Origin of the sequence: Micromonospora sp. LOL_014 (assembly GCF_048060245.1) — a bacterium.
Taxonomy (GTDB): domain Bacteria; phylum Actinomycetota; class Actinomycetes; order Mycobacteriales; family Micromonosporaceae; genus Micromonospora_E.
In genome coordinates this window covers 40880-63716 of the sequence record NZ_JBHMIP010000017.1, presented here as the reverse complement: position 1 = coordinate 63716, position 22837 = coordinate 40880, and the positions used below count along the sequence as shown (strand labels likewise).

Below are 22837 nucleotides of genomic sequence, written 5' to 3'. Positions count from 1 at the left end.
GTCAAGCGTTTCATCTAAAATGTAATATTGCATTGACGGTGGTTCGTGGGAACCATGGTTGCTGGGTGTGGCGGTCGGATGACCGATAGGCCCGGCCGTCAAATCCCCTCACTGAAGGAGGGGCGGATGACCCAGCGTGTCAGCTACGAGGCGTACGTCGTCGCAGTCGCACGGACTCTGGCCAGGCGACACCGGCCGGTGTGGTCCTGGAGCAAGTGGCAGCAGGTCTGTCGGTGCGGGGCGGCGCTGCCCTGCCGGGCGGGGCACCGGATACCGATCAACCGGGGTCACTGGCCAGGGGAGGGCGCGTGAGCTTCCACATCCCGATCCAGCCGGCGTGGACCTGCGCGGGATGCGCGGATCCGTGGCCCTCACCCGTCGTGAGGAGCTGCTCGCGGAGTACGCGGGGGCGACGGTGTCGCTGTCGGGCTATATGGCGACCTGTCTGCTTGACGCGATGATCGACCTGGCGGACAACCGCAGCGAATACCTGTACTGGCGATTCATGGGGTGGTGACGCTGATGTCGGTCATCCGGCCCGGTGACGAGGACATGCACTTCGAGGACGGTTCGCACCGCTGGTACCCGTTCGATCCCGCCGACGACGACCAGCAGGCGTGGGAGGACCGGGTGCACGAGCACAAGCGTCAGCACCGTGAGGAGGAGCCGCGCCCCCGCAAGCGCTGGCCACGCCGCTCGATCTGACCCTGCCGGTTCATTGCCTACGCGGCCGCCGTAGCAGATCACCTCCGGCCGGGAGGAGTTATCCACAGGCAGGTCGGTTGTCCACAGCCTGCCTGATCGTCCAGGCATGAACGCCGCGTCAGCGTCCACAGTTTCGGCATCGCTTCCCGAGCCGTAGGAGGGCTCAGATGCCGCCGCTGTACCCCATCACGGTTCGCCGCACCTGTACGCCGCTCGTCACCGCCGAGGGAAGACCTCGGCGTAACGTCGCGGGCCTGGTCGATCGTGCGGTGGTGGCGTCATGACGGCCGGGTCGGCCCGTACGGGCGGTTTCGCCGCGCCGGCCGGGTGGCCGGGTGGTGCGAATGTCGACGAGGCGGCGGTGGCGGCCCGCGTACGGGAGCGGTTCGTCGCGGACGGCACGTCGGTGACGCCGGCGTCGGTGGTCGGTGCGGTCCGGGCCGAGCCGGGGGCGGCGTTGCGAGGTGACGTCGGGTTGTTGCGGCTGGCCGACCGGGTGCACGGTGAGTTGGCCGGGGCGGGGCCGTTGGCGCCGTTGCTGGCCGATGTGCGGGTGACCGACGTTCTGGTGAACGGCACCCAGGTGTGGGTGGACCGGGGTGCCGGGTTGGAGCGGGCGGCGGTGGGCGTCGGTTCGGTGGACGAGGTACGCCGGTTGGCGCAGCGGTTGGCGGCTGCCTGTGGGCGTCGGCTCGATGACGGTTGCCCGTACGTCGATGCCCGGTTGCCCGACGGTACCCGGTTGCACGCGGTGTTGCCGCCGGTGGCGGCGACGGGGCCGTACCTGTCGTTGCGGACCTTCCGGCAGCGTCCGTTCCAGCTGGCCGAGCTGGTGGGCAACGGCATGGTCGATCCGCCGGTGGCGGAGCTGCTGCAGGCGGTGGTGGCGGGGCGGCTGGCGTACCTGATCGCGGGCGGCACGGGGTCGGGCAAGACGACGCTGTTGAACACGCTGCTCGGGTTGGTGCCGGCCGACGAGCGGATCGTGATGGTGGAGGACGCGGCCGAGTTGCGGCCGGAGCATCCGCACGTGGTGACGTTGCAGGCCCGGACAGCCAACGTCGAGGGGGTCGGGTCGGTCGGGCTCGGTGCGTTGGTCCGGCAGGCGTTGCGGATGCGGCCGGACCGGCTGGTCGTCGGTGAGTGCCGGGGCGCCGAGGTCGTCGACCTGCTGGCCGCGCTCAACACCGGCCACGACGGCGGCGCCGGAACCCTGCACGCGAACGCGGCCAGCGACGTGCCGGCCCGGCTGGAGGCGTTGGGGCTGCTCGGTGGGCTGCCCCGCGCCGCCTTGCATGCGCAGATCGCGGCCGCCATCCAGGTGGTCGTCCAGTTGCGCCGGTTCGCCGGGCGGCGATTCGTTGACGCGATCTGTCTGCTCACCCCGCACGGGCCGGAGCGGCTCATCACGGTCACCCCGGCCTGGCGGCGCGGGGCCGGGCCGCAACCGGCCGGCCCGATCCTGGCCAGGTTGCTCGCCGAACGCGGCGTACCGGTGCCGGCGGTGCTCGACAGCCGGGGGCCGCGATGAGCCTGCGACCCGGCACGTCGCACCGGCGTTGGCCGCTTCGGCTGCGCCGCCCGTGGGGACACCGTCGTCGGCTGCTGGCCGTGACCGGTCCGACCCCGGTCCGGTCCAGTGGCGGTCCGAACTCGCCACCACCAACCACCGTTCCGTTCAGCGTCCGGCTGCGGTCCCGGGCGCTGTGGCTCGGCAGCGCCGCGTGCCGCCATCCGCGCCGGGCGCTCGTGGCCGTCGCCGGCACCGGCGGGCTCGCCGCCGGCTGGCTGGGCGGGCCGGTGGCGGCGACGATCGCCGCCGCGTACCTGGGGCTCGGCCTGCGAACGGCAGCGAACCGGGCCGCCGCCAAGGCCCGGCGGGACCGGCGGGTACGGCAGTTGGACGCACTGGCCGCGCACGCCGCCGACCTGCGGGCGGGCCTGCCAGCGGGGCCGATGACGTTGCGGGACTCGGGCCCAACGACGGGCACCGCCGCCACCCGGCTCGCCGGCCTGTCGACCGCCGCCGTACGGCTGGCGGAGCGCACCGGCGCGCCACTGGCCGACCTGATCGAACGGATCGAAGCCGACGCCCGTGCGCTGGACCGGTCGCGGGACGCTGCCGCCGCGCAGGCCGCCGGTGCGCAGATGACCGCCTGGCTACTGGCCGGCCTGCCCGCCGGCGGCCTGGCCCTCGGCTACAGCATCGGGGTGGATCCGGTAGCGGTGCTGTTGCGGACTCCGATCGGCGCGGCCTGCGCGCTCGCCGCCGTGGCGCTGCAGGTCGCCGGGCTGGCCTGGACCGAGCGGCTGAACCGGGCACCGGAGGCGACCAGCTGATGGCCGGTACCCGCGTGATGCTGCCGCCGGCGGTCCGCCCGGTCACGGCACTCGCCACCCGTCGCCGGCTCGCCCGGCTCAGTGACAGTCCGCCACCGGAGCCCGACCTGTCGCGGCTCGTCCGCCCGGTCGCGGTGCTGTCCGGCCTGGCGGTGCTGGTGATCGGCGGCGGTTGGCTCTCCGTGCCGCTGGCCATCGCGGCCGCTGCCGGTGTCGACCGGGCGCTGCGCCGGATCGAGCCGCCGTCGGTACGCCGTCGGCGGCTGCGCGCGGCAGCCGACCTGCCGCTGGCCGCCGATCTGCTGGCGGCGGCGCTGCGCGCCGGAGCGCCGGTGGATCGGGCAATGGTCGCGGTGGCCGACGCGCTGGCCGGGCCGCTCGGTGCCCGGCTGAGCCGGGTGGCTCGGGCGTTGCGGCTCGGTGCCGAGCCGGCCGAGGCGTGGCGGCATCTTGACGCGGTCCCGGGCGGCGAGCGCCTGGCCGCCGCCGCGATCCGCTCCGCGGCCAGCGGCGCCGCCCTCGCCGGTGCGGCGACCAGGCTCGCCGACGATCTGCGGGCCGGTCGTTCGGCGGCGGCCGAGGCGGCGGCCCGCCGCGCCGGAGTGCTGATCGTGCTTCCCCTCGGGCTGTGTTTTCTGCCCGCCTTCATTCTCGCCGGTCTGGTGCCGGTGATCGTCGCCGTCCTCGGCGACGTCCTCTGAGGAAAGGAGTCATCATGCGGTCGACGAAGGTTCCGCCCGACGCGGCGGCGGACCCGGCAGCGGCAGCGGCCACGGCGGTGCCCGGTCGGTGGCGCGGCCAGCTGGCCGGCCGGTTGCGCGACGACGCCGGGATGAACACCGCCGAGTACGCCGTCGGCACCCTGGCCGCCGTCGCCTTCGCCGGGATTCTGCTCAAGGTGTTGACCAGCGAGGGCGTGCAGGCTGCCCTCGCCTCGGTCATCGATCGGGCGCTCGGATGAGGCCGCGCCGGCAGGCCGGCGGTGACCGGGGCTCGTTCACCGCCGAGTTGGCCGCCGGCCTGCCGGCGCTGGTGCTGCTGCTGGCGGTGGGGCTGTCCGCCGTCAGCGCCGTGGTCACCAAGTCCGAGTGTCTCGACATGGCACGGTCGGTCGCGCTGGCCACCGCCCGGGGCGACCGCGATGCGGCGGCCCTGGCCGGACCGCCGGGAGCCGAGGTCTCCGTGGCCGTCGACGGTGACCTGGTCACCGTCACGGTCCGGGCACCGCTGCGGGCGTTGGGTGCCCGGCTCGGGCCGGCGTCGGTCACCGCGTCCGTGACCGCTGCGGTCGAGCCGGGCGTCACTGGGACCGCAGCCGGTGTATCTGGGAGCGCAGTAAGCAGCGGTGCCGTCGGCGGTGGTGACGGCGCGGGATCGCTGCCGGAGCGTCACCGGTGACCGGCCGACGATGTCGGCGTGGGCCGCGTGACCCAGGCCGCCCACGCCGGCCCGGGGTCGACGCCGGGCAGCGCGGCAGCGCCAGCCTGTGGCTGCTCGCTGTCGGGTTGACGCTGGTCGCCGCCGGCATCGCCGGTGCACTGATCGGTGCGGTCCGCCTCGCCCGCCAGCAGGCCTCGGTGGCCGCCGACCTGGCCGCGCTCGCCGGTGCCGCCCGGGTGTTCGCCGGCCCCGGCGCGGTCTGCGACCGGGCGGCCGAGGTTGCCGGACGCAACGGCGGACGGTTGCGTGCCTGCACCGTCGACGGGCTGGAGGTGGTGGTCACCGTCGAGGTGACGCCACTTCCGGCCACCGGCGTCGGCCGGCCGGTGAGGGTGACCGCCCGAGCCGGTCCGCTGCGGGCCGACCCGTGGGAGGGTGCCGCCGCGCGGGCCGATCCCGGGTCAGCGCGGCGGGCCGTCGGCGGTGGTGGCGTGCATGGCCCAGCGGGAAATCACCTGGTGGATGTTGTAGAGCCGCTGCTGAATCAGTTCGAGGCGTTCCGCCTGGGCCAGGGCCGCGTACCCCTGGGCCAGGGCGATCTGCTGGTCGACGGTGAGGTTCTGCGGGTCGATCGAGTAGAGCAGTTCGACGGTGTCGGCCACGGTGTCGGCCACGGCGTTCTCCTCCGGTGGCGTGGTGGAAGCGCTCCCACGTCTAATCTATCCAGATCAGGAGAAATTCATGCCAGTAGATCGCACATGGTCTGGTGCCGGATCAGTCAGCGCTTTCCGGCAGGCTGGCCAGCACCACGTCGAGCACCCGGACCGCGTCGGCCTTGCCCAGCGGGTTGTTGCCGTTGCCGCACTTCGGCGACTGCACGCAGGACGGGCAGCCGGTCTCGCAGCCACACGCGGCGATCAGATCGCGGGTGGCCCCCAACCAGGTCCGGGCCGCCTGGTAGGCGCGTTCGGCGAACCCGGCGCCCCCGGGGTGGCCGTCGTAGACGAACACCGTCGGCGCCTCGGTGTCAGCGTGCCCGGCGGTGGAGAGTCCGCCGATGTCCCACCGGTCGCAGGTGGCGATCAGCGGCAGCAGGCCGATCGCCGCGTGCTCGGCGGCGTGCAGCGCGCCGGGCACGTCCGCCGGCTCGACCCCGGCGGCGGCGAGCGCGGCCGGCGAGACGGTGAACCACACGGCGACGGTGCGCAACTGTCGGGCCGGCAGGTCCAGTGGTCGGGTGTCCAGCACCTCGCCCGACCCGATCCGGCGCCGCTGGTAGGAGACGACCTGGCTGGTCACGTCGACGTCGCCGACGAACAGGCCGACCGGGCCGGCGTCGCGGTACTCGCGTACCGCCGCCACCGACAGCGAGGTGACCTCCCGGGCGTGGGTGGACCAGTCCGGCTCCTCGGCGTGCACCAGCGCGCACGCCCCGTCCAGGTCGAGGTCGTCCACCACGTACGACCCGCCCTGGTGCAGGTAGACCGCGCCCGGATGGATGAGGAAGTGTGACGAGCCGGGGTCGACCGTGCCGAGCAGCCGACCGGTCGAGGTCTCCACGACGTCGACCGGGGTGCCGCCCTCGCCGCGCAGGTCGACCTCGGGACGGCCGGCGGCGGTCCAGTACCACCCGGTGGGGCGTCGCCGCAGCAGCCCGGCGGCGACCAGCTCGTCCAGCGTCTGCTTGACCGACGCGCCACCGAACAGTTCGATGTCGGCCGAGGTCAGCGCACCCTCGGCGGCCGCGCAGCACAGTTGCGGCCCGAGCACGTAAGGATTGGTCGGGTCGAGCACCGTCGCCTCCACCGGCCGGCCGAAGACCGCCTCCGGATGGTGCACCAGGTAGGTGTCGAGCGGGTCGTCCCGGGCGATCAGCACCGCCAGCGCCTCGCGTCCGGCGCGTCCGGCCCGCCCGGCCTGCTGCCACAGCGACGCCCGGGTGCCGGGGTACCCGCAGATCAGCACCGCGTCCAGACCGACCAGGTCCACCCCGAGCTCGAGGGCGTTCGTCGAGGCCAGCCCGAGCAGTTCGCCGGAGGTGAGCGCACGCTCCAACGCCCGTCGCTCCTCGGCCAGGAAACCCGCCCGGTACGCCGCCACCCGGTCGCCGAGCCCGGGAGCCACCTCGTCAAGTGCCCGGCGCGCGTTGCTGGCCACCACCTCCGCCCCGCGCCGGGACCGGACGAACGCGAGCGTGCGGACCCCGGCGGCGACCGCGTCGGCGAGCAGATCGGCGCTTTCCCGCAGCGCCGACCGCCGTACCGGGGTGAGATCGTCGGTGTCGGCGCGGGCACCGGGCAGCAGCGGCGGCTCCCACAGCGCGAAGGTCACCGCCCCGCGCGGGGCGCTGTCCTCGGTGACCGGCTCCACCGGCAGCCCGGTCAGCTGGCTGCCCGCCCGCGCCGGCTCTCCCGAGGTCGCCGACGCCAGGATGAACACCGGCGTGCCGGGCCCGGTGGTGGGCCGGGCTCCGGACCCGAGGGCGGGTCGGGCGCTGGGCACGGTACCGGGCCGGACCCGCTGGTACCGCTCGGTCTGGCGACGCAGCCGACGCAGTACGTGGGCCACGTGCGAGCCGAACACGCCCCGGTAGCTGTGGCACTCGTCGACGATGACGTAGGTCAGCCGGCGGAGGAAGTTCGACCAGGCCCCGTGCCGGGGCAGGATTCCTCGATGCAGCATGTCCGGATTCGTCAGCACAAAGCGGGCGTGCTGCCGAATCCAGGCCCGCTCCGGCTGCGGGGTGTCGCCGTCGTAGCAGGCCGGCCGTACTCCGTCGAGTCCCAGCTCGGCGACGGCGCGCAACTGGTCGGCGGCGAGTGCCTTCGTCGGCGCCAGGTACAGCACGGTGGCCCGAGGGTCGGCCAGCAGCTTCGCCAACGCCGGCAGCAGGTACGCCAGCGACTTGCCGGACCCGGTGCCGGTGGCGACGATGACGTGCCGGCCGGAGTGGGCCAGCTCGGCTGCGTACGCCTGGTGCCGCCAAGGCTGCTGGACCCCGCGTGCGGTCAACACGTCCCGCAGGTCGGCGGGCACCCAGTCGGGCCACGGCGCGGTGGCACCGGGGCGCACCGGCAACCGCTCGACATGGGTGACCGTGGGTGCTGCCTGGTGCGTCGGGGCGGCCCCGGACTGGCGTGGCAGTTCCCCGGCGGCGCCCCACCGACGCAGCAACCCCGCCGGGTCCGAACCCGGTCCGGGCGTTACGGTGGCGGGTGAGGTCACGTCTGCACTCTCGCACCGGGGTGCCGACGTCGGCATCCCGGGGTAGGTATGCGGGGTGCAGGGAGATCATCGACCGTGCGGAGTCGCGCGGCGCAACCGCGCCGCGCGGTGGTTAGATGCCATAGGCGTGCATCGCAGCCGAGGAGGGGACCGATGGAGCTGTCGCTGTCGACTCGCACCGTTGGCGAGTACACGGTGCTGGAGGTCGGCGGCGAAGTGGACGTCTATACCGCTCCCCGGCTGCGGGAGCGGTTGATCGAGCTGATCGACGCCGGCAACCACAAGATCGTCGTTGATCTCCACCGGGTCGACTTCCTCGACTCCACCGGGCTCGGCGTGCTGGTCGGCGCGCTGAAGCGACTCCGCCCGGCCGGCGGCACCTTTGGGCTGGTCTGCGACAAGGAGTCCCTGCTGAAGATCTTCCGGATCACCGCGCTGGACCAGGTCTTCCCGATCTTCCCGACCGTACAGGCCGCCACCGGTGGGGAACCGGATGGCTCAGCTGGCGCAGCGCCGACGGCGTGATGGCCACCGTCCGCCTCTCGTTCTCCCCGGCGCCGGTGCACGTGCGCACCGCCCGCCTGGTCGGCGTCGCCGTCGCCCGCCGGGCCGGGGTGGCCGAGGAGTTGCTCGACGAGGTCCGGCTGGCGATCGGCGAGGCCTGTACCCGGGCCGTCGCCCTGCACCGCCAGTACGGGCTGGCCGACCTGGTTCAGGTGGAGATGTCCGATGAGGAGACCTACACCGTACGGGTCATCGACCGGGCCCCGATCGAAGCCGGGCTCGGTCTGAGCGCGTTGCCGCCCGACGAACTGGCCGACGAGTCGTTGACCGACGAGGCCCTGACGGTCGGTGTCGGTTTCGCCCTGCTGGCCGGTTTCGTCGAGGACCTCCAGGTGCGGCCGGTCGACGAAGGTGTCGGGACCGAGGTGCGGATGGTCTGGCCGGTCGGCCGGTGAGACCCGCGTCGGCCCCGCCCACCAGCTGAAGATCAACCTCCGTCGTCACAACTGTCCGTTCCGCCTGCAGGAATGGTCCACAACTCGGTGGGTGGACGGTGTGACCTGCCTTACCCGGTCCGGCTAGAGTACGCGGGTTATCACCAACTGTCCTGGCCCCACAAACCTGTGGGTGCCAGCAGACCTCGTTGCTCCCCGCGTGGAGTCGCCCCGCCGGTTCGTCCACCGACCGGGGCGAGCGTTCGGTACAGGAGGACACTGATGTCCGGGACCACCTTGGCCGCCGAAGGCGGCGGGCTGTCCCTTACCGGCACACACCTGACGTACGTCGTCATCGCCGCGGTCATCGCGCTGGTGGCGCTGGGTTTCGCCGCCGCCCTGGTACGGGCGGTGCTGGCGACCGGTAAGGGCACCACGAACATGCAGGAAATCGCCGGCGCCGTGCAGGAAGGCGCGTCGGCGTACCTGTTCCGCCAGTTCAAAACCCTCGGCGTGTTCGTCGTACTCGCCGTCATACTGCTCTTCCTGCTCCCTGTGCACGAGACACAGGGCAGCGAGATGATGGTGAAGGTCGGTCGATCCGTCTTCTTCGTGGTGGGCGCGGTGTTCAGCGCGTTCATCGGCGGTGCCGGGATGGCGCTGGCCACCCGGGCGAACCTGCGGGTCGCCGCGGCGGCCGGCACCGGCACCGGTGGCCGGGAGAACGCGATGAAGATCGCCTTCCGGACCGGCGGCGTGGTCGGCTTCCTCACGGTGGGCCTCGGCCTGTTCGGCGCGGCCCTGGTGGTCGTCCTCTACCGGGTCGACGCACCGACCGTGCTGGAGGGCTTCGGCTTCGGCGCGGCCCTGCTGGCCATGTTCATGCGGGTCGGCGGCGGCATCTTCACCAAGGCCGCCGACGTCGGCGCCGACCTGGTCGGCAAGGTCGAGCAGGGCATCCCGGAGGACGACGCCCGTAACCCGGCGACCATCGCCGACAACGTGGGCGACAACGTCGGTGACTGCGCCGGCATGGCCGCCGACCTGTTCGAGTCGTACGCGGTGACCCTGGTCGCCGCGCTGATCCTGGGCCGGGCCGCGTTCGGCGAGGAAGGCCTGGTCTTCCCGTTGATCGTCTCCACCATCGGTGCGGTGATCGCGCTGTTCGGCGTACTGATCACCCGGCTGCGTCCATCGGACCGCAACGGCATGGTGGCGATCAACCGGGCGTTCTTCACCTCGGCGGTGCTGGCCGCGGTGCTGGTCGCCGTCGCCGCCCTCCTCTACCTGCCGGGCAGCTGGACCGAGTTGCTCGGCGACGACTGGCGTGCGCAGCTCGGTGTCGACGACGGGGCCGACCTGCCGCTGTCCCCGGCCGGCCTGGCCGTCGGCGCGGTGCTCATCGGCATCGTGCTGGCCGCCGCGATCCAGCTGCTCACCGGCTACTTCACCGAAGTGCACCGCCGCCCGGTGCAGGACATCGGCAAGAGTTCGCAGACCGGCGCGGCCACCGTCATCCTGGCCGGCATCAGCGTCGGCCTGGAATCGGCGGTCTACTCGGCGCTGCTGGTCGGCGCCGGGGTGTTCGGGGCGTACCTGCTCGGTGGCGGCTCCATCACCCTGTCGCTGTTCGCCGTGGCGCTGGCCGGTACCGGCCTGCTCACCACGGTCGGCGTGATCGTGGCGATGGACACCTTCGGCCCGATCTCCGACAACGCGCAGGGCATCGCCGAGATGTCCGGTGACATCGACGAGGCCGGCGCCCGTACCCTCACCGAGCTGGACGCGGTCGGCAACACCACCAAGGCGATCACCAAGGGCATCGCGATCGCCACCGCCGTGCTCGCCGCGACGGCGCTGTTCGGCTCCTACACCGACACGGTCAGCATCGCGCTGAACGACGCCGGGATCGACGACGTGCCGGGCTACCTGGCCGACTCGCTCAACGTCGCCAACCCGGGCAACCTGGTCGGACTGATCATCGGTGCCGCAGTGGTCTTCCTCTTCTCCGGGCTGGCCATCAACGCGGTGTCCCGCTCGGCCGGCGCCGTCGTGCTGGAGGTCCGCCGCCAGTTCCGCGACAACCCCGGAATCATGGAGCGGACCCAACGGCCGGAGTACGGCAAGGTGGTCGACATCTGCACCCGTGACGCCCAGCGGGAGCTGCTCACCCCGGGTCTGCTGGCGGTGCTCGCGCCGATCGCGGTCGGTTTCGGCCTCGGTGCCGGTGCGCTCGCCGCGTACCTGGCCGGCGCGATCGGCACCGGTGTGCTGATGGCGGTGTTCCTGGCCAACTCGGGCGGTGCCTGGGACAACGCCAAGAAGCTGGTGGAGGACGGCGCGCACGGCGGCAAGGGTTCCGAGGCGCATGCCGCCACGGTCATCGGCGACACCGTCGGCGACCCGTTCAAGGACACCGCAGGTCCGGCGATCAACCCGCTGCTCAAGGTGATGAATCTGGTGGCGCTGCTGATCGCCCCCGCAGTGATCATGTGGGGCGTGGGCACCGACCAGAACGACCCGCTGCGCATCGCCATCGCGGTGGTGGCGACCCTGGTCGTGGTGGCCGCGGTGGTGTTCACCAAGCGCAAGCCGATGGCGATGGGGGAGAACATCGACGGCGGCCCGGCCGGTGGCGGCAGCGCCGGGTCCGAATCGGAGCGGGTGAGCGTCTGACCGACCGGTGGCTCCACCCGATCCTTGTGGACCGGGTGGAGCCACCGGCTTCGACGTACCGCCGACCGGCGGCGGGCCGTAGGGCTGTCGTCGCCGGTGCGTACGCTGCACAGCATGGGAGCGCGCCGCGTGGTGTCAACTGCTCGGATCGCAGTGGTGCTCACCGCCGTGGCGTTGACGCTGTCGGGCTGCGGCGGAGGGCCCAGCCCGGTCGTCTGGGCGGCCGAGGTGTGCACCGCGCTGCGCCCGTGGCGGGCGGAGATCAGCAATCTGACCAGCAGCACCCAGCAGCAGATGACCGCGCAGACGACGCCGGCGCAGGCGCAGGAGAACCTGATCCGGCTGCTGTCCGGCGCGGCCGCCGCGACCGAGACCGCCCGGGTCCGGGTGGTGGAGGCCGGGGTGCCCGACGCGGACCAGGGTGAGCAGGTGGCCACCGGGTTCGCCGACTCGCTCGGCGCGGTGCGCGACGCGTACGGCAAGGCCGAAGAGGGCATCGCCGGGCTGGACGCCACCGGACCGGCGGACAGCTTCTACGACGGGGTCGAGGCGGTGCTTGCCACCCTCACCGACGACTACCAGCGCAGCGCGCTGGACACCAGCTCACTGGGTTCCGCGGAGCTCAATAGGGCCTTCTACGAGGTCCCGGAGTGTCGCTGACGCCGCCGACCGACTCCTCCGCCGGTGTCCCGACGGCCCGGCAGTTGTCGCTGTTCGGCGTGGCGGCGGCGGATCCGACGCCCGGCGACCTGGCGGGTCTGCTCGCCGGTCCGGGCCGGATCAGCCGGATGGGCGGCACGGTACGGGTGTCGGTGGACGTCGAGCCGGCCTGGCGAGTGCACGTGCTGGTGGCCGAGTTCCGGCGGCGCGGGCTGGCGCCGAGTTGGCGTCAGCTGCCGGACGGCCGGCTGACGGTGCGGACGGCGTACACGGCGGTGCTGGCCCGGCTCGGCGCGGCCTGGCTGCATCCGCCGACGCCGGACCAACCGGACGCCGACCTGCCGGCGGCCGAGCCGGTGCACGGCGGCGAGGACGACCGGCTGGTCAAGCGGCCGCCGACCGGATTCCACCTGGCCGGTCAGCGGCTGCGGTTGTGGGCGGCGGCGGCCGGCGCCAGGGATCCGCTCGGCTACCGGTTGCGGCTGGTCGAGTCGGACGCGGACAACTGGCCCCAGGTGGGTGCCGCGCTCGCCGCGATCGGGTTGCCGGCGGTGCTGCTCGATGCCCGGTCCGGCGGTCCGGCGTACCGGATCGTGGGCCGACGCCGGCTGACCAGACTGGCCGAGCTGCTCGGCGACCGGCCCGCCGCCGCCCCCGAGGACGGCTGGGCGTGATGGCGCGGCTGCTCTCCGACCCGGTCCCGATCGCTGTCTGATCGCTGACAGAACAGCCGGGACATCGACCGACGCCAGCGGCTGTTGCGGTGCGGTGCGCCACGTCACGCCGGTCGGTGGGTGTACCGTGTCGCCGTTGGTGCGGTAGGAACGAGCTGGGTCGGCATCGGGTGGGCTGCTGACCGGCTGCGGTGAACCAACCGGACGACCGACGCAAATCGGGCCGAAGGCTTGGGTGCGTGTGCTCCACCGGCCCCGGGTTCGCGTTACGTTGGACATCGTGACCGTCGCCCGCCCGCTTGTCGTGGCGGGCGCCGGTCGATCTGGGCCGCCGCCTGTCGCCGGGCGGTCCGAGTGGGTCGAGGTCAGGAGAGACGTGCCGAGCAACACCTCAACCAGCCGTCTGGTCATCGTCGAGTCGCCGGCGAAGGCCAAGACGATCTCGGGCTACCTGGGCCCGGGGTACGTCGTCGAGGCGAGCCTCGGGCATGTCCGGGACCTGCCGCGCAACGCCGCCGACGTGCCGGCCCGCTACAAGAAGGAGCCGTGGGCCCGGCTCGGCGTCGACGTCGACAACGGCTTCGCCGCGCTGTACGTCGTCTCGGCCGACCGTAAGCAGCAGATCGCCAAGCTGACCAAGCTGGCCAAGGAGGTCGACGAGGTCCTGCTCGCCACTGACGAGGACCGCGAGGGCGAAGCGATCGCCTGGCACCTGGTGGAGACTCTCAAACCCAGGGTGCCGGTGCGTCGGATGGTCTTCCACGAGATCACCCGGGCCGCCATCCGGGCCGCGGTGGCCAATCCCCGGGAGATCGACCGCAACCTGGTCGACGCCCAGGAGGCGCGGCGGATCCTGGACCGGCTGTACGGCTACGAGGTCTCGCCGGTGCTGTGGAAGAAGGTGATGCCCCGGCTGTCCGCCGGCCGGGTGCAGTCGGTGGCCACCCGGATCGTAGTGGAGCGCGAGCGGCAGCGGATGGCGTTCCGTACCGCCGAGTATTGGGACATCCAGGCCACCCTGGCAGTGACCGGCCAGTCGGCGGCCGACGCCGACGGACCCCGCTCGTTCACCGCCAACCTGATCGCGCTCGGCGGCGACCGGATCGCCACCGGCAAGGATTTCGAGCCGAGCACCGGACGGGTCCGCCCGGAGGCGTCGGTGGTGCATCTGGACGGCGACGGGGCGCGGGGCCTGGCGGCCCGGCTCGACGGTCGGCCGTTCACCGTCACCCGGGTCGAGGAGAAGCCGTACCGCCGCCGGCCGTACGCCCCGTTCATCACCTCCACCCTGCAGCAGGAAGCGGCCCGCAAGCTGCGGTTCTCGTCGCAGCAGACGATGCGCACCGCGCAGCGCCTGTACGAGAACGGTTACATCACCTACATGCGGACCGACTCGGTCAACCTGTCGGAGACGGCGATCGCCGCCGCCCGCAGCCAGGTCGCCGAGCTGTACGGCGACCGTTTCGTCCCGCCGGAGCCGCGTCGCTACACCGGCAAGGTCAAGAACGCCCAGGAGGCGCACGAGGCCATCCGCCCCGCCGGTGACCACTTCCGCACCCCTGGGGAGCTGGCCAACGAGCTGTCCGCCGAGGAGTTCAAGCTCTACGAGCTGATTTGGCGGCGGACCATCGCGTCCCAGATGACCGACGCGGTGGGTTCCAGCGTGTCGGTGCGGATCCGGGCCGTCTCGACCGTCGGCGAGGAATGCGACTTCGGCGCGACCGGCAAGACGATCACCGACCCGGGCTTTCTGCGCGCCTACGTCGAGTCGTCCGACGACGAGTCGGCCGAGGCGGAGGACGCTGAGCGCCGGCTGCCGAACCTGGCCAAGGACCAACCGCTCACCGCGCGGGAGTTGGCGGCGGTCGGGCACAGCACCCAGCCGCCGGCCCGCTACACCGAGGCTTCCCTGGTCAAGGCGTTGGAGGAGCTGGGCATCGGGCGCCCGTCCACCTACGCGTCGATCATGCAGACCATCCAGGACCGGGGGTACGTGGCCAAACGCGGCCAGGCGCTGATCCCGTCGTTCCTGGCCTTCGCGGTGATCGGGCTGCTGGAGCGACACTATCCGCGACTGGTCGACTACAACTTCACCGCCAGCATGGAGAACGAGCTGGACGAGATCGCGTCCGGCGACCACCAGGCAGTGGACTTCCTCACCTCGTTCTACTTCGGCAGCGACACCGCGGGGGACGAGTCGGTCGCCCGCTCCGGTGGCCTCAAGCGGTTGGTCACCGAGAAGCTCGCCGAGATTGACGCCCGCAGCGTCAATTCGATCCCGCTCGGTGTCGACGACGAGGGCCGTCAGGTCGTCGTCCGGGTCGGCCGCTACGGTCCGTACCTGCAGCGGTTCCTGCCCGACACGGAGGGTGCCGACCACGCGGCGGCCGGGCCGACCGGAGATGGCTCAGCGGCCGCGCCCACAGCGGGTGCTGCCAGCGGTGCCGAGCCGGCGGCCGGTGGCGGTGACGAGGCGGAGGGGGCGGCAGCCGGAGCCGGCGGGGACCGCGTTTCGCTGCCGGAGGGGATCGCGCCGGACGAGCTGACCCCGGAAAAGATCAACGAACTGTTTCTCGGCGGTGGTGGCGAGCGCAAGCTCGGCGAACACCCGGAGACCGGCGAGCCGATCGTGCTCAAGTCCGGCCGGTTCGGCCCGTACGTCGCCAGTGGCGAGCGCCGCTCCTCATTGCTGCGCTCCCAGTCACCGGAGACGCTGAGCATCGCCGAGGCGCTGCGGCTGCTGTCGCTGCCCCGGGTGGTCGGGGTGGCACCGGACGGTGCCGAGGTGCTCGCCGCCGCCGGCCGGTACGGCCCGTACGTCAAGAAGGGCGACGAGTTTCGGTCGCTGGAGTCCGAGGAGCAGTTGTTCACCGTCTCGCTGGACGAGGCGCTGACGTTGCTCGCCGCGCCGAAGACCCGGCAGCGGCGGGCCGCCGCGCCGCCGTTGCGGGAGATGGGCGCGGATCCGCTCACCGAGCGTCCGCTGGTGATCAAGGACGGCCGGTTCGGCCCGTACGTCACCGACGGCGAGAGCAACGCCTCGCTGCGGCGTGGCCAGACGCCCGAGTCGTTGACGATCGAGCAGGCGTCGGAGATGTTGGCCGAGAAGCGGGCGAAGGGCCCGGCGCCGCGTAAGAAGGCGGCGAAGAAAGCGCCGGCGAAGAAGGCCACCGCCAAGGCGACCGGTGCGAAGAAGGCTACGGCCAAGAAGACCGCGCCGAAGAAGGCCACCGCCAGCCGGGCCGCAGACCGGTCCGACGACTCCTGACCGCACCGCAGACCACGCCGCAGACCACGCGCCAGGTGGATGACTCCTGGCCGTGCTCCTGGCCGGCGGTGGCCCGCCGAGGGCCAGATTGTCATGAATGATCTTCTCAAATGATCTTCATGGTAAGGATGATGTGGGACAGGTGAATACCGATATCCGTTTCGCTCGTTAATCCGAGTAACGTTTTTGATCTCACTGCTGCCGACGGTGGTTCCGACGCGCGGGGGATCTTTCTCGGAAGGAGTGGGACGAGTGTCGACACCAGCCGTCACCAGTGGCCCGCTGCGGCGGGTGCCGGTCCAGGGGCGCAGTCTCGCCCGGGTCCAGCGCATGCTCGACGCGTGCGCCGAGATCGTGGACGAGGTTGGCTACGAGGGTCTGACGACGACCCTGCTCGCTGAACGAGCCGAGGTGGCCATCGGTTCCGTCTATCAGTTCTTTCCGGACAAGCGGGCGATCGTGCAGGCACTGACGCTGCGCAACATCGAGGCGTACGTGCAGCGGCTCAACGAACGGTTCACCGGCGGCGAGTTCGACCACTGGTGGGACGGCGTCGCCGCCGGCATCGACGAGTACATCTGCATGCACCGTACGGTGCCCGGATTCCGCACCCTGCACTTCGGCGACGTGGTCGACGTACGGCTGCTGGACGAGAGCAGGGACAACAACGCGGTGATCGCCAGTGAGCTGTCCAAGGTACTGGTGGGGCGGTTCGGTATCCCGGACGAACCCCGGCTGCGGTTCGCGCTGCAGATCGCGGTGGAGGCCGCCGACGCGCTGATCAAACTGGCGTTCCGGCGCACCGCCGAGGGCGATGAGAGCGTACTGCGCGAAGCGAAGGCCCTGATTCGCGAATACCTGCACCGCCACGTCGACCCCGCCGCGACCGGTGACCGCGACGGTGACCGTGACCGACCGGGCTGAGCGCCAGGATTAGAGTGTGACCGGGGCCCGGCCGCCGGGCCGACGGGGAGGAACGGTCATCGACGACAACGCCACCAGGCCGCAGCGCGGTGGTGCGCCCGACACACCGCCGGCCGACCAGGCTGCCGCCCCGGTCGACCTGTCCGGTCTGCCGGCGCTGCGTTCGGTGCTGCGCATCCGTCCGTTCCGGCGGCTGTGGATCGTGCTCGGGGTCGCCTCGTTCAGCGACTGGCTGGGCCTGCTCGCCACCTCGATCTTCGCGGCCGGGCAGGTCTCCGGCGGTGCGGCGCAGGGCGCGGCGTTCGGCGGTGTCATCGCCGTACGGCTGCTGCCGGCGTTGGTCCTCGGCCCGGTCGCCGGGGTGCTCGCCGACCGGTTCGACCGCCGCTACACGATGGTCATTTGCGACCTGCTCCGGTTCGTGCTGTTCGCCTCCATCCCGCTGCTGCCGATGTTCGGCGCGAGCGGCGCCCTCACGGTCGCCTGGGCGGCGATCGCGATCTTCCTGATCGAGACGATCACGTTGATCTGGATCCCGGCGAAGGAGGCGGCGGTCCCCAACCTGATCCCCAAGGCCCGGTTGGAGATCGCCAACCAACTCACCCTGATCGCCACGTACGGGTTCACCCCGGTGCTCGCCGCGATCAGCCTGGCTGTCCTCGACGCCGCCGTCCGGGCGGCGGCGGTGACCGATCTGCCGGCCTGGGCGGAGCCGGCGCAGTTGGCGCTGTTCTTCAACGCCGCCTCCCGGCTGGCCACGGCGATCGTGGTCTTCTACGGCATCAAGGAGATCAGCGGACGGGCCGGCGCCGCCGGGCGCGCCGACCAGAGCCTGATCCGGCAGTTCGTCGAGGGGTGGCGGTTCATCGGCCAGACCCCGCTGGTCCGGGGTCTGGTGCTGGGCATCTTCGGCGCGTTCGCCGGTGGTGGCATCGTGATCGGCACCGCGAAGTTCTTCACCGCCTCGCTGAGCGCCGGTGACGCCGCGTTCTACCTGCTCTTCGCGGCGATCTTCGTCGGTCTGGGCGCCGGGATCGGGCTGGGCCCGACGGTGGTGCGTGACCTGTCCCGGCGGCGCTGGTTCGGGCTGAGCATCATGCTGGCCAGCGGCTCGGTGCTGATCCTCGCCCTGTCCATCCATCTGTCCATGGCCATCCTCGGCGCGGTGCTGGTCGGCGCGGCGGCCGGGATGGCGTTCCTGGCCGGGATCACCCTGCTCGGCGGGGAGATCGCCGACGACGTCCGGGGCCGGGTCTTCGCCGTGGTACAGACCGGCACCCGGGTGGTGCTGATGCTGGCCATCTCGGTCAGCAGCGTGCTGGTCGGTGTGGGCGGCTCCCGCCAGCTGCAGATCGCCAACCTGGGCGTCTCGTTCTCCTCGACCCGGTTGTTGCTGCTGCTCGCCGGGGTGTTCGGCATCTTCGCCGGGCTCAGCGCCTTCCGCCAGATGGATGACAAACCAGGCGTTCCGGTCCTGGCCGACCTGTGGGGGTCGATCCGGGGGCGGCCGTTGGCGTCGGCGGAGCCGTTCACCGCGAACGGGGTCTTCGTCGTCTTCGAAGGCGGCGAGGGCGCCGGCAAGTCGACCCAGGTGACGGCGTTGGCGCAGGCGCTGCGCGAGCGGGGCCGGGAGGTGGTGGTGACCCGCGAACCGGGGGCCAGCGGGCTCGGCGAGAAGATCCGCCGGCTGGTGCTCGACGGCGGACCCGACGCGCCGTCGCCCCGCGCGGAGGCCCTGCTGTACGCCGCCGACCGGGCCCACCATGTGGCGACCGTGGTCCGGCCGGCGCTGGCCCGGGGCGCGGTCGTGGTCAGCGACCGCTACGTCGATTCGTCGTTGGCGTACCAGGGTGCCGGGCGGACCCTGCCGGTCGATGAGGTCTCCTGGCTCTCCTCCTGGGCCACCGGGGGTCTCAAACCCGACCTGGTGGTGCTGCTGGACATCGAGCCACGGGCGGGCCTGGACCGGGCGCAGCGGCGCGGGGCCGGTGCCGACCGGCTGGAGAGCGAGTCGCTGGCGTTCCACGAACGGGTCCGGTACGCGTTCCTCGACCTGGCCGCCGCCGACCCGAAACGCTACCTGGTGCTGGACGCCACCCGTGGCGTCGACGAGGTACGCGGCGCGGTGCTCGACCGGGTCGAGGTGCTGACCGGCCGGGCCGACCCGGCGGCGCCCGCCGAGCCGAACGCCGACGCGGAGCCGAGGGCCGACGCCGAAGCGGGGCGACCGACGTGACGACCGTGAGCATGCCCGCTGACGTCTTCGCCGACCTGGTCGGTCAAAACGAGGCGGTGCAGACCCTGCGCCGGGCCGCTGCGGCGGCTGGCGAGCTGCTAGCCGCCGGCGACGGCGACCCGCCGCCGTCGGCCGGGGCGATGACCCACGCCTGGATTTTCACCGGGCCACCCGGCTCCGGGCGGTCGGTGGCCGCCCGCGCGCTGGCCGCCGCGCTGCAGTGCCTGCACGGGCAGGGCTGCGGCCGGTGCGCCGGCTGCCACACCACCCGGGCCGGTACCCACGCCGACGTCCGGTTCGTCGTGCCGGACGGCCTGTCGATCAGCGTCGGCGAGATGCGCGCGCTGGTGCTGCGGGCGGCCAGCACGCCGTCCGCCGGACGCTGGCAGGTGCTGGTGATCGAGGATGCCGACCGGCTCACCGAGGCGGCCGGCAACGCGCTGCTCAAGGCGATCGAGGAACCGCCGCCCAGGACGGTGTTCCTGCTCTGTACGCCGTCCACCCACCCGGACGACATTTCGGTGACCATCCGGTCCCGCTGCCGAGTGGTCAGCCTGCGGCAGCCGCCGGCCGAGGCGGTCGCCCAGGTGCTGGCCGAGCGGGACGGCGTACCGGCGGAGACCGCCACCTGGGCGGCGGCGGCCGCGCAGGGGCACGTCGGCCGGGCCCGGCGGCTGGCCCAGGACCAGCAGGCGCGGGAGCGCCGGGACGCCGTTCTGGCGGTGCCGCGTCGGCTGACCACGGTCGGGGCCTGCTTCGACGCCGCGTCGGCGTTGATCGCCGCCGCCGAGGCGGAGGCCGAGGCAGCGGTCGCCGATGTTGACGCGGCGGAGCGTACGGCGCTGCAGACCGCGCTGGGTGCCGGCGGCACCGGGCGCGGTGCCGCCAGCGCTGCCCGGGGGACCGCCGGGCAGATCAAGGAGCTGGAACGGCGGCAGAAGTCCCGGGCCACCCGGGCGCAGCGGGACGCGTTGGACCGGGCGCTGGTTGATCTGGCCGGCTTCTACCGCGACGTACTGGTTTCCGCGCTGCGGGCCCCGGTGGCCCCGGTGCACACCGACATCGCCGGGCTCACCGGCGCAGCTGCCGAAAAGTGGACAGCGGAGTCGGCGCTGCGCCGGCTGGAAGCAGTGCTGAGCTGCCGAGAAGCGATCACCGGCAACGTCAAGCCACGGATCGCCGTCGAAGCGATGATGCTCAGCCTCTGGCGCGGCTAGGTCGCTGCCGGTACGGTTCGGTGCCGTAGCGCAGCCCCATCCGTACGTAGGGTGCAGACCGGTCTGTGCCCGTTTGCCGACGATGGTGAGGACCCCGTGGTACGGCAGATCGACGAAGCGTGGATCGAGGACGCGGTCGAGCGGTACCGCCAAATCGAGGCCCGGCAGGTCGAGTTCGACAAGGCGGTGCACACCGTCGAGGTGACGGTGCGCTCGCCGGACGGGTCGGTCGAGATCGTGGTCAACGCCGCCGGCACCGTGACCGACGTACGGATCCTCGGTCCCCTGCACACCCGGAGCAACACCGAACTGGCCGCCGCCGTGCGGTCCACGGTGGCGGCGGCAGCCGACGCCGCCCGCTGGGCGCGCGAGAAACTGTGGGCCGAGACGTTCGGTGCCCACCCGTCGCTGCGGGAGGTCTGACATGGACGCCACCGTGCAGCTGATCGCCGCCGAGCTGACGCGCTGCGCCGACCAGTTGGCTGGCACCGCGAGCCAGCTGACCGGGCTGCGCGACAACGCAGACCGTGGACTGGGCGGCGAGTTGAGCGGCGCCGCCGTCGGCGGGCCGCAGGCGGTGTCGGCCGGCCGGTTGGGCGCGCTCACCGCAGCGCTGGGCCGGCAGTGGCGGGACACGATGGCGCAGCGGGCGGCTGAAGCGGACGACGCCGGCCGGCGGCTCGCCGACACCGCAGCCGGGTTGCGGTCCGTGGTCGGCGCGTACCGCGACGTCGACCTGACGGCCCGCCGCCGGCAGTCGACGGAGGGCAGCTGATGGACGTGTTGGACCGGGTCGCCGCCCCGGCCCGGGATCTGCTGGCCCGAGTGGACGCGCTGCTCATCGGCACCGGCGCGCCGCCGGGGCATCCGGTCTGGCCGCTGCTGCGCCAGGTGCGGGCGTTGCCCGGTGACGCGGTGGCCGCGTTCGTCGCGGTGCGCCCGGAGCCGCTGGCCGCCGCCGGCGCCGCGCTCCGCCCGCAACTGGACGGGTACGCCGAAGCGGTCGATGTGCTGTCCGGCCGGCTGGACTGGTCCGGCCCGGCGGCTCAGGCGTACGACGCGGCACGCCGTACCCTCGCCACCCGGCTGACCGGTGGTGGTGGCGGTGGCGCTGCCGACCCGGACAGCCTGGCCGGGCGGTTGACGGCCACCGCCGGGTACGCCGAGGCGGTCGCCGGCTGGGCGGCGCTGAGCCGGGCCGGCCTGGCCGCCGTGCTGGCCGAGGCACTGGGCTCGGCCGAGGCGGTCACCGTACGGACCGTCGACGCCGAACCCGGATGGTCGGCGGTTCCGGGTTCCGGGCCGCCGGGGTCGGCAGCGGCCGACGCCGCCGCCACGATCGCGGCGGCGGTGCTGACCGCGATCCTGGAGATCGCCGAGCGGGGCGAGGACCTGCTGGAGCGCTGGCGGCCCCGGTTGGCGCCGGCCGGCGGGCACCGGCCGGCCGATGTCGCCAGCCCTGGTGCCGGTGCCGACGGGACGATCCGGCTGCGCTACTGACCCGGAACAGGCAACGGCGCCGCGCTCAGGAGCACGGCTATTCGCCTGTTGCTCCGGCTGCGACGCCGTGACCCTTCCTGCACCCCCCGCAGGCTCTTGACACCGAAGGGAACGCGGCCGGCCCGGACAGGTTGCGGGCCGCCCGGCACATTCAGCCGTTCAGCCGGCTCCATCCGGCGGATCGGCTGCCGCCGGCTGCCTTCTCGATGCCGCGAGGTCGACGTAGGGTAGGGCCATGGGGATGCTCTGCGCGGTCAGCTTCAACCGGTACGGGCGCCTCTTCTACCTCGACCCCGGTGATCTGCGGCCGGCGGTCGGCGACAAGGTGCTGGTGCCCACCGACGACGGCACCGAGGTCGCCGAGTGCGTCTGGGCCCCGCAGTGGGTCGACGATCCCACCGACGGCTTTCCCCGGCTGGCCGGGCTGGCCACCGAGCAGGATCTGCACCGTGACGAGGTGCAACGCAAACGCAAGGCGGAGGCGAAGGTCGCGGCGAAGCGGCTGATCCGCGAGCACGGGCTGCCGATGAAGGTGGTCGCCGTTGACCACGTGCTGGAACCGGGGTCGCTGCACAGCGCCCGGGCCACCATCTACTTCACCGCGCCGCACCGGGTCGACTTTCGGTCGCTGGTGCGCGACCTCGGCGCGACCCTGCACTGCCGGGTGGAGCTGCGGCAGTTGGCGGCCCGCGACTCGGCCCGGGTGCAGGGCGGCATCGGCTCCTGCGGCCGGGACCTGTGCTGCGCGACCTTCCTCACCGACTTTGAGCCGGTGACCATCCGGATGGCCAAGGACCAGGATCTGCCGCTCAACCCGCTGCGCATCTCCGGCGCCTGCGGCCGACTGATGTGCTGCCTCAAGTACGAACATCCACTGTACGCGGACAGCAGCAGTTACCCCACCTCGGGCCAGCGGGTCGAGACCCCGGACGGTCCGGCCAAGGTGGTGTCGCGGCATCCGCCGAGCGAGTCGGTCACCGTACGGCAGATTGCCGACGGGGCGGTGCAACGCTGTGCCCTGGCCGACGTCTGCGGCCCGCGCCGGGCCCACGACCAGGCGTACGGCTGACCTCGCGGCTCACCGGACGTCGCCG

Annotated in this window: 23 protein-coding genes and 1 pseudogene; 22 read left to right on the top strand and 2 right to left on the bottom strand. The window is 72.6% G+C overall.

The annotated features are described in order from the left end of the window. The first annotated feature begins 126 nt into the window (after positions 1 to 126). The 9 genes and pseudogenes from ACFHW1_RS16420 to ACFHW1_RS16380 all read left to right on the top strand — a co-directional run. On the top strand, positions 127 to 312 hold the full coding sequence (locus ACFHW1_RS16420) for a hypothetical protein (protein WP_416568556.1): 186 nt from the start codon (positions 127 to 129) through the stop codon (positions 310 to 312). 25 nt (positions 313 to 337) lie between these two features. Next, a complete protein-coding gene (locus ACFHW1_RS16415; RefSeq protein WP_416568555.1) occupies positions 338 to 517 on the top strand; it encodes a hypothetical protein in 180 nt (59 codons plus the stop codon). Between the two features lie 5 nt (positions 518 to 522). Next, on the top strand, positions 523 to 705 hold the full coding sequence (locus ACFHW1_RS16410) for a hypothetical protein (RefSeq protein WP_281552073.1): 183 nt from the start codon (positions 523 to 525) through the stop codon (positions 703 to 705). Positions 706 to 985: 280 nt separating this feature from the next. Continuing rightward, on the top strand, positions 986 to 2236 hold the full coding sequence (locus ACFHW1_RS16405; protein WP_416568554.1) for a TadA family conjugal transfer-associated ATPase: 1251 nt from the start codon (positions 986 to 988) through the stop codon (positions 2234 to 2236). Beyond that, positions 2233 to 3045 (top strand): type II secretion system F family protein, encoded by an 813-nt coding sequence (locus ACFHW1_RS16400; protein ID WP_416615688.1) that lies wholly within the window; start codon positions 2233 to 2235, stop codon positions 3043 to 3045. Before ACFHW1_RS16405 ends, ACFHW1_RS16400 begins: the two co-directional genes overlap by 4 nt. Further along, positions 3045 to 3746 (top strand): type II secretion system F family protein, encoded by a 702-nt coding sequence (locus ACFHW1_RS16395; protein ID WP_416556447.1) that lies wholly within the window; start codon positions 3045 to 3047, stop codon positions 3744 to 3746. Before ACFHW1_RS16400 ends, ACFHW1_RS16395 begins: the two co-directional genes overlap by 1 nt. A 131-nt stretch (positions 3747 to 3877) precedes the next feature. Continuing rightward, positions 3878 to 4006 carry a DUF4244 domain-containing protein gene (locus tag ACFHW1_RS16390; protein WP_233606454.1) on the top strand — a complete coding sequence of 43 codons (129 nt, stop codon included), beginning with the start codon at positions 3878 to 3880 and terminating at the stop codon, positions 4004 to 4006. After that, positions 4003 to 4443 carry a TadE family type IV pilus minor pilin gene (locus ACFHW1_RS16385; protein WP_416556448.1) on the top strand — a complete coding sequence of 147 codons (441 nt, stop codon included), beginning with the start codon at positions 4003 to 4005 and terminating at the stop codon, positions 4441 to 4443. Before ACFHW1_RS16390 ends, ACFHW1_RS16385 begins: the two co-directional genes overlap by 4 nt. Beyond that, positions 4440 to 4778 (top strand): annotated as a pseudogene (locus ACFHW1_RS16380) (Rv3654c family TadE-like protein); the annotation flags it as partial. The gene ACFHW1_RS16385 and the pseudogene ACFHW1_RS16380, both read left to right, overlap by 4 nt. Before the next feature lie 108 nt (positions 4779 to 4886). Here the strand turns inward: ACFHW1_RS16380 and ACFHW1_RS16375 are convergent. Together ACFHW1_RS16375 and ACFHW1_RS16370 are read right to left on the bottom strand one after the other, a co-directional pair. Continuing rightward, a complete protein-coding gene (locus ACFHW1_RS16375; protein ID WP_416568552.1) occupies positions 4887 to 5099 on the bottom strand; it encodes a hypothetical protein in 213 nt (70 codons plus the stop codon). A 100-nt stretch (positions 5100 to 5199) separates the two neighbouring features. Beyond that, positions 5200 to 7650, bottom strand: coding sequence for a DEAD/DEAH box helicase (locus ACFHW1_RS16370; protein ID WP_416568551.1), 2451 nt, complete (start codon positions 7648 to 7650; stop codon positions 5200 to 5202). Positions 7651 to 7803: 153 nt separating this feature from the next. Here ACFHW1_RS16370 and ACFHW1_RS16365 point away from each other — a divergent pair, with 153 nt between their 5' ends. The 13 genes from ACFHW1_RS16365 to ACFHW1_RS16305 all read left to right on the top strand — a co-directional run bounded on the left by ACFHW1_RS16365 (position 7804) and on the right by ACFHW1_RS16305 (position 22812). Beyond that, positions 7804 to 8175, top strand: coding sequence for an STAS domain-containing protein (locus ACFHW1_RS16365; RefSeq protein WP_123604332.1), 372 nt, complete (start codon positions 7804 to 7806; stop codon positions 8173 to 8175). Next, a complete protein-coding gene (locus ACFHW1_RS16360; RefSeq protein WP_278173352.1) occupies positions 8172 to 8609 on the top strand; it encodes an ATP-binding protein in 438 nt (145 codons plus the stop codon). The genes ACFHW1_RS16365 and ACFHW1_RS16360 overlap by 4 nt, the downstream gene beginning before the upstream one ends. Before the next feature lie 261 nt (positions 8610 to 8870). After that, on the top strand, positions 8871 to 11264 hold the full coding sequence (locus ACFHW1_RS16355) for a sodium-translocating pyrophosphatase (RefSeq protein WP_416556451.1): 2394 nt from the start codon (positions 8871 to 8873) through the stop codon (positions 11262 to 11264). A 114-nt stretch (positions 11265 to 11378) separates the two neighbouring features. Then, positions 11379 to 11924, top strand: coding sequence for a hypothetical protein (locus ACFHW1_RS16350; protein WP_416556452.1), 546 nt, complete (start codon positions 11379 to 11381; stop codon positions 11922 to 11924). Next, on the top strand, positions 11915 to 12598 hold the full coding sequence (locus ACFHW1_RS16345) for a hypothetical protein (protein ID WP_416556453.1): 684 nt from the start codon (positions 11915 to 11917) through the stop codon (positions 12596 to 12598). Before ACFHW1_RS16350 ends, ACFHW1_RS16345 begins: the two co-directional genes overlap by 10 nt. A gap of 376 nt (positions 12599 to 12974) precedes the next feature. After that, positions 12975 to 15866, top strand: a complete 2892-nt coding sequence (gene topA, locus ACFHW1_RS16340) for a type I DNA topoisomerase (RefSeq protein ID WP_416615687.1) — start codon at positions 12975 to 12977, stop codon at positions 15864 to 15866. 252 nt (positions 15867 to 16118) lie between these two features. Continuing rightward, the gene (locus ACFHW1_RS16335) at positions 16119 to 16790 is read left to right on the top strand and encodes a TetR family transcriptional regulator (RefSeq protein WP_416556455.1); all 672 of its coding nucleotides are present in this window, start codon (positions 16119 to 16121) and stop codon (positions 16788 to 16790) included. A 202-nt stretch (positions 16791 to 16992) separates the two neighbouring features. Then, complete coding sequence (gene tmk / locus ACFHW1_RS16330; RefSeq protein ID WP_416615701.1) at positions 16993 to 19026, top strand: dTMP kinase; 2034 nt, start codon at positions 16993 to 16995, stop codon at positions 19024 to 19026. A gap of 11 nt (positions 19027 to 19037) precedes the next feature. Further along, the gene (locus tag ACFHW1_RS16325; protein WP_416556488.1) at positions 19038 to 20243 is read left to right on the top strand and encodes a DNA polymerase III subunit delta'; all 1206 of its coding nucleotides are present in this window, start codon (positions 19038 to 19040) and stop codon (positions 20241 to 20243) included. 96 nt (positions 20244 to 20339) lie between these two features. After that, on the top strand, positions 20340 to 20666 hold the full coding sequence (locus tag ACFHW1_RS16320; protein ID WP_416556456.1) for a YbaB/EbfC family nucleoid-associated protein: 327 nt from the start codon (positions 20340 to 20342) through the stop codon (positions 20664 to 20666). Between the two features lies 1 nt (position 20667). Next, complete coding sequence (locus ACFHW1_RS16315) at positions 20668 to 21018, top strand: hypothetical protein (RefSeq protein ID WP_416556457.1); 351 nt, start codon at positions 20668 to 20670, stop codon at positions 21016 to 21018. After that, positions 21018 to 21743: a hypothetical protein gene (locus ACFHW1_RS16310; protein WP_416556458.1), complete on the top strand. Its 726-nt coding sequence runs from the start codon at positions 21018 to 21020 to the stop codon at positions 21741 to 21743. The genes ACFHW1_RS16315 and ACFHW1_RS16310 overlap by 1 nt, the downstream gene beginning before the upstream one ends. A 235-nt stretch (positions 21744 to 21978) precedes the next feature. Further along, positions 21979 to 22812 carry a PSP1 domain-containing protein gene (locus ACFHW1_RS16305; protein ID WP_416615686.1) on the top strand — a complete coding sequence of 278 codons (834 nt, stop codon included), beginning with the start codon at positions 21979 to 21981 and terminating at the stop codon, positions 22810 to 22812. The last annotated feature ends 25 nt before the right edge of the window (positions 22813 to 22837 follow it).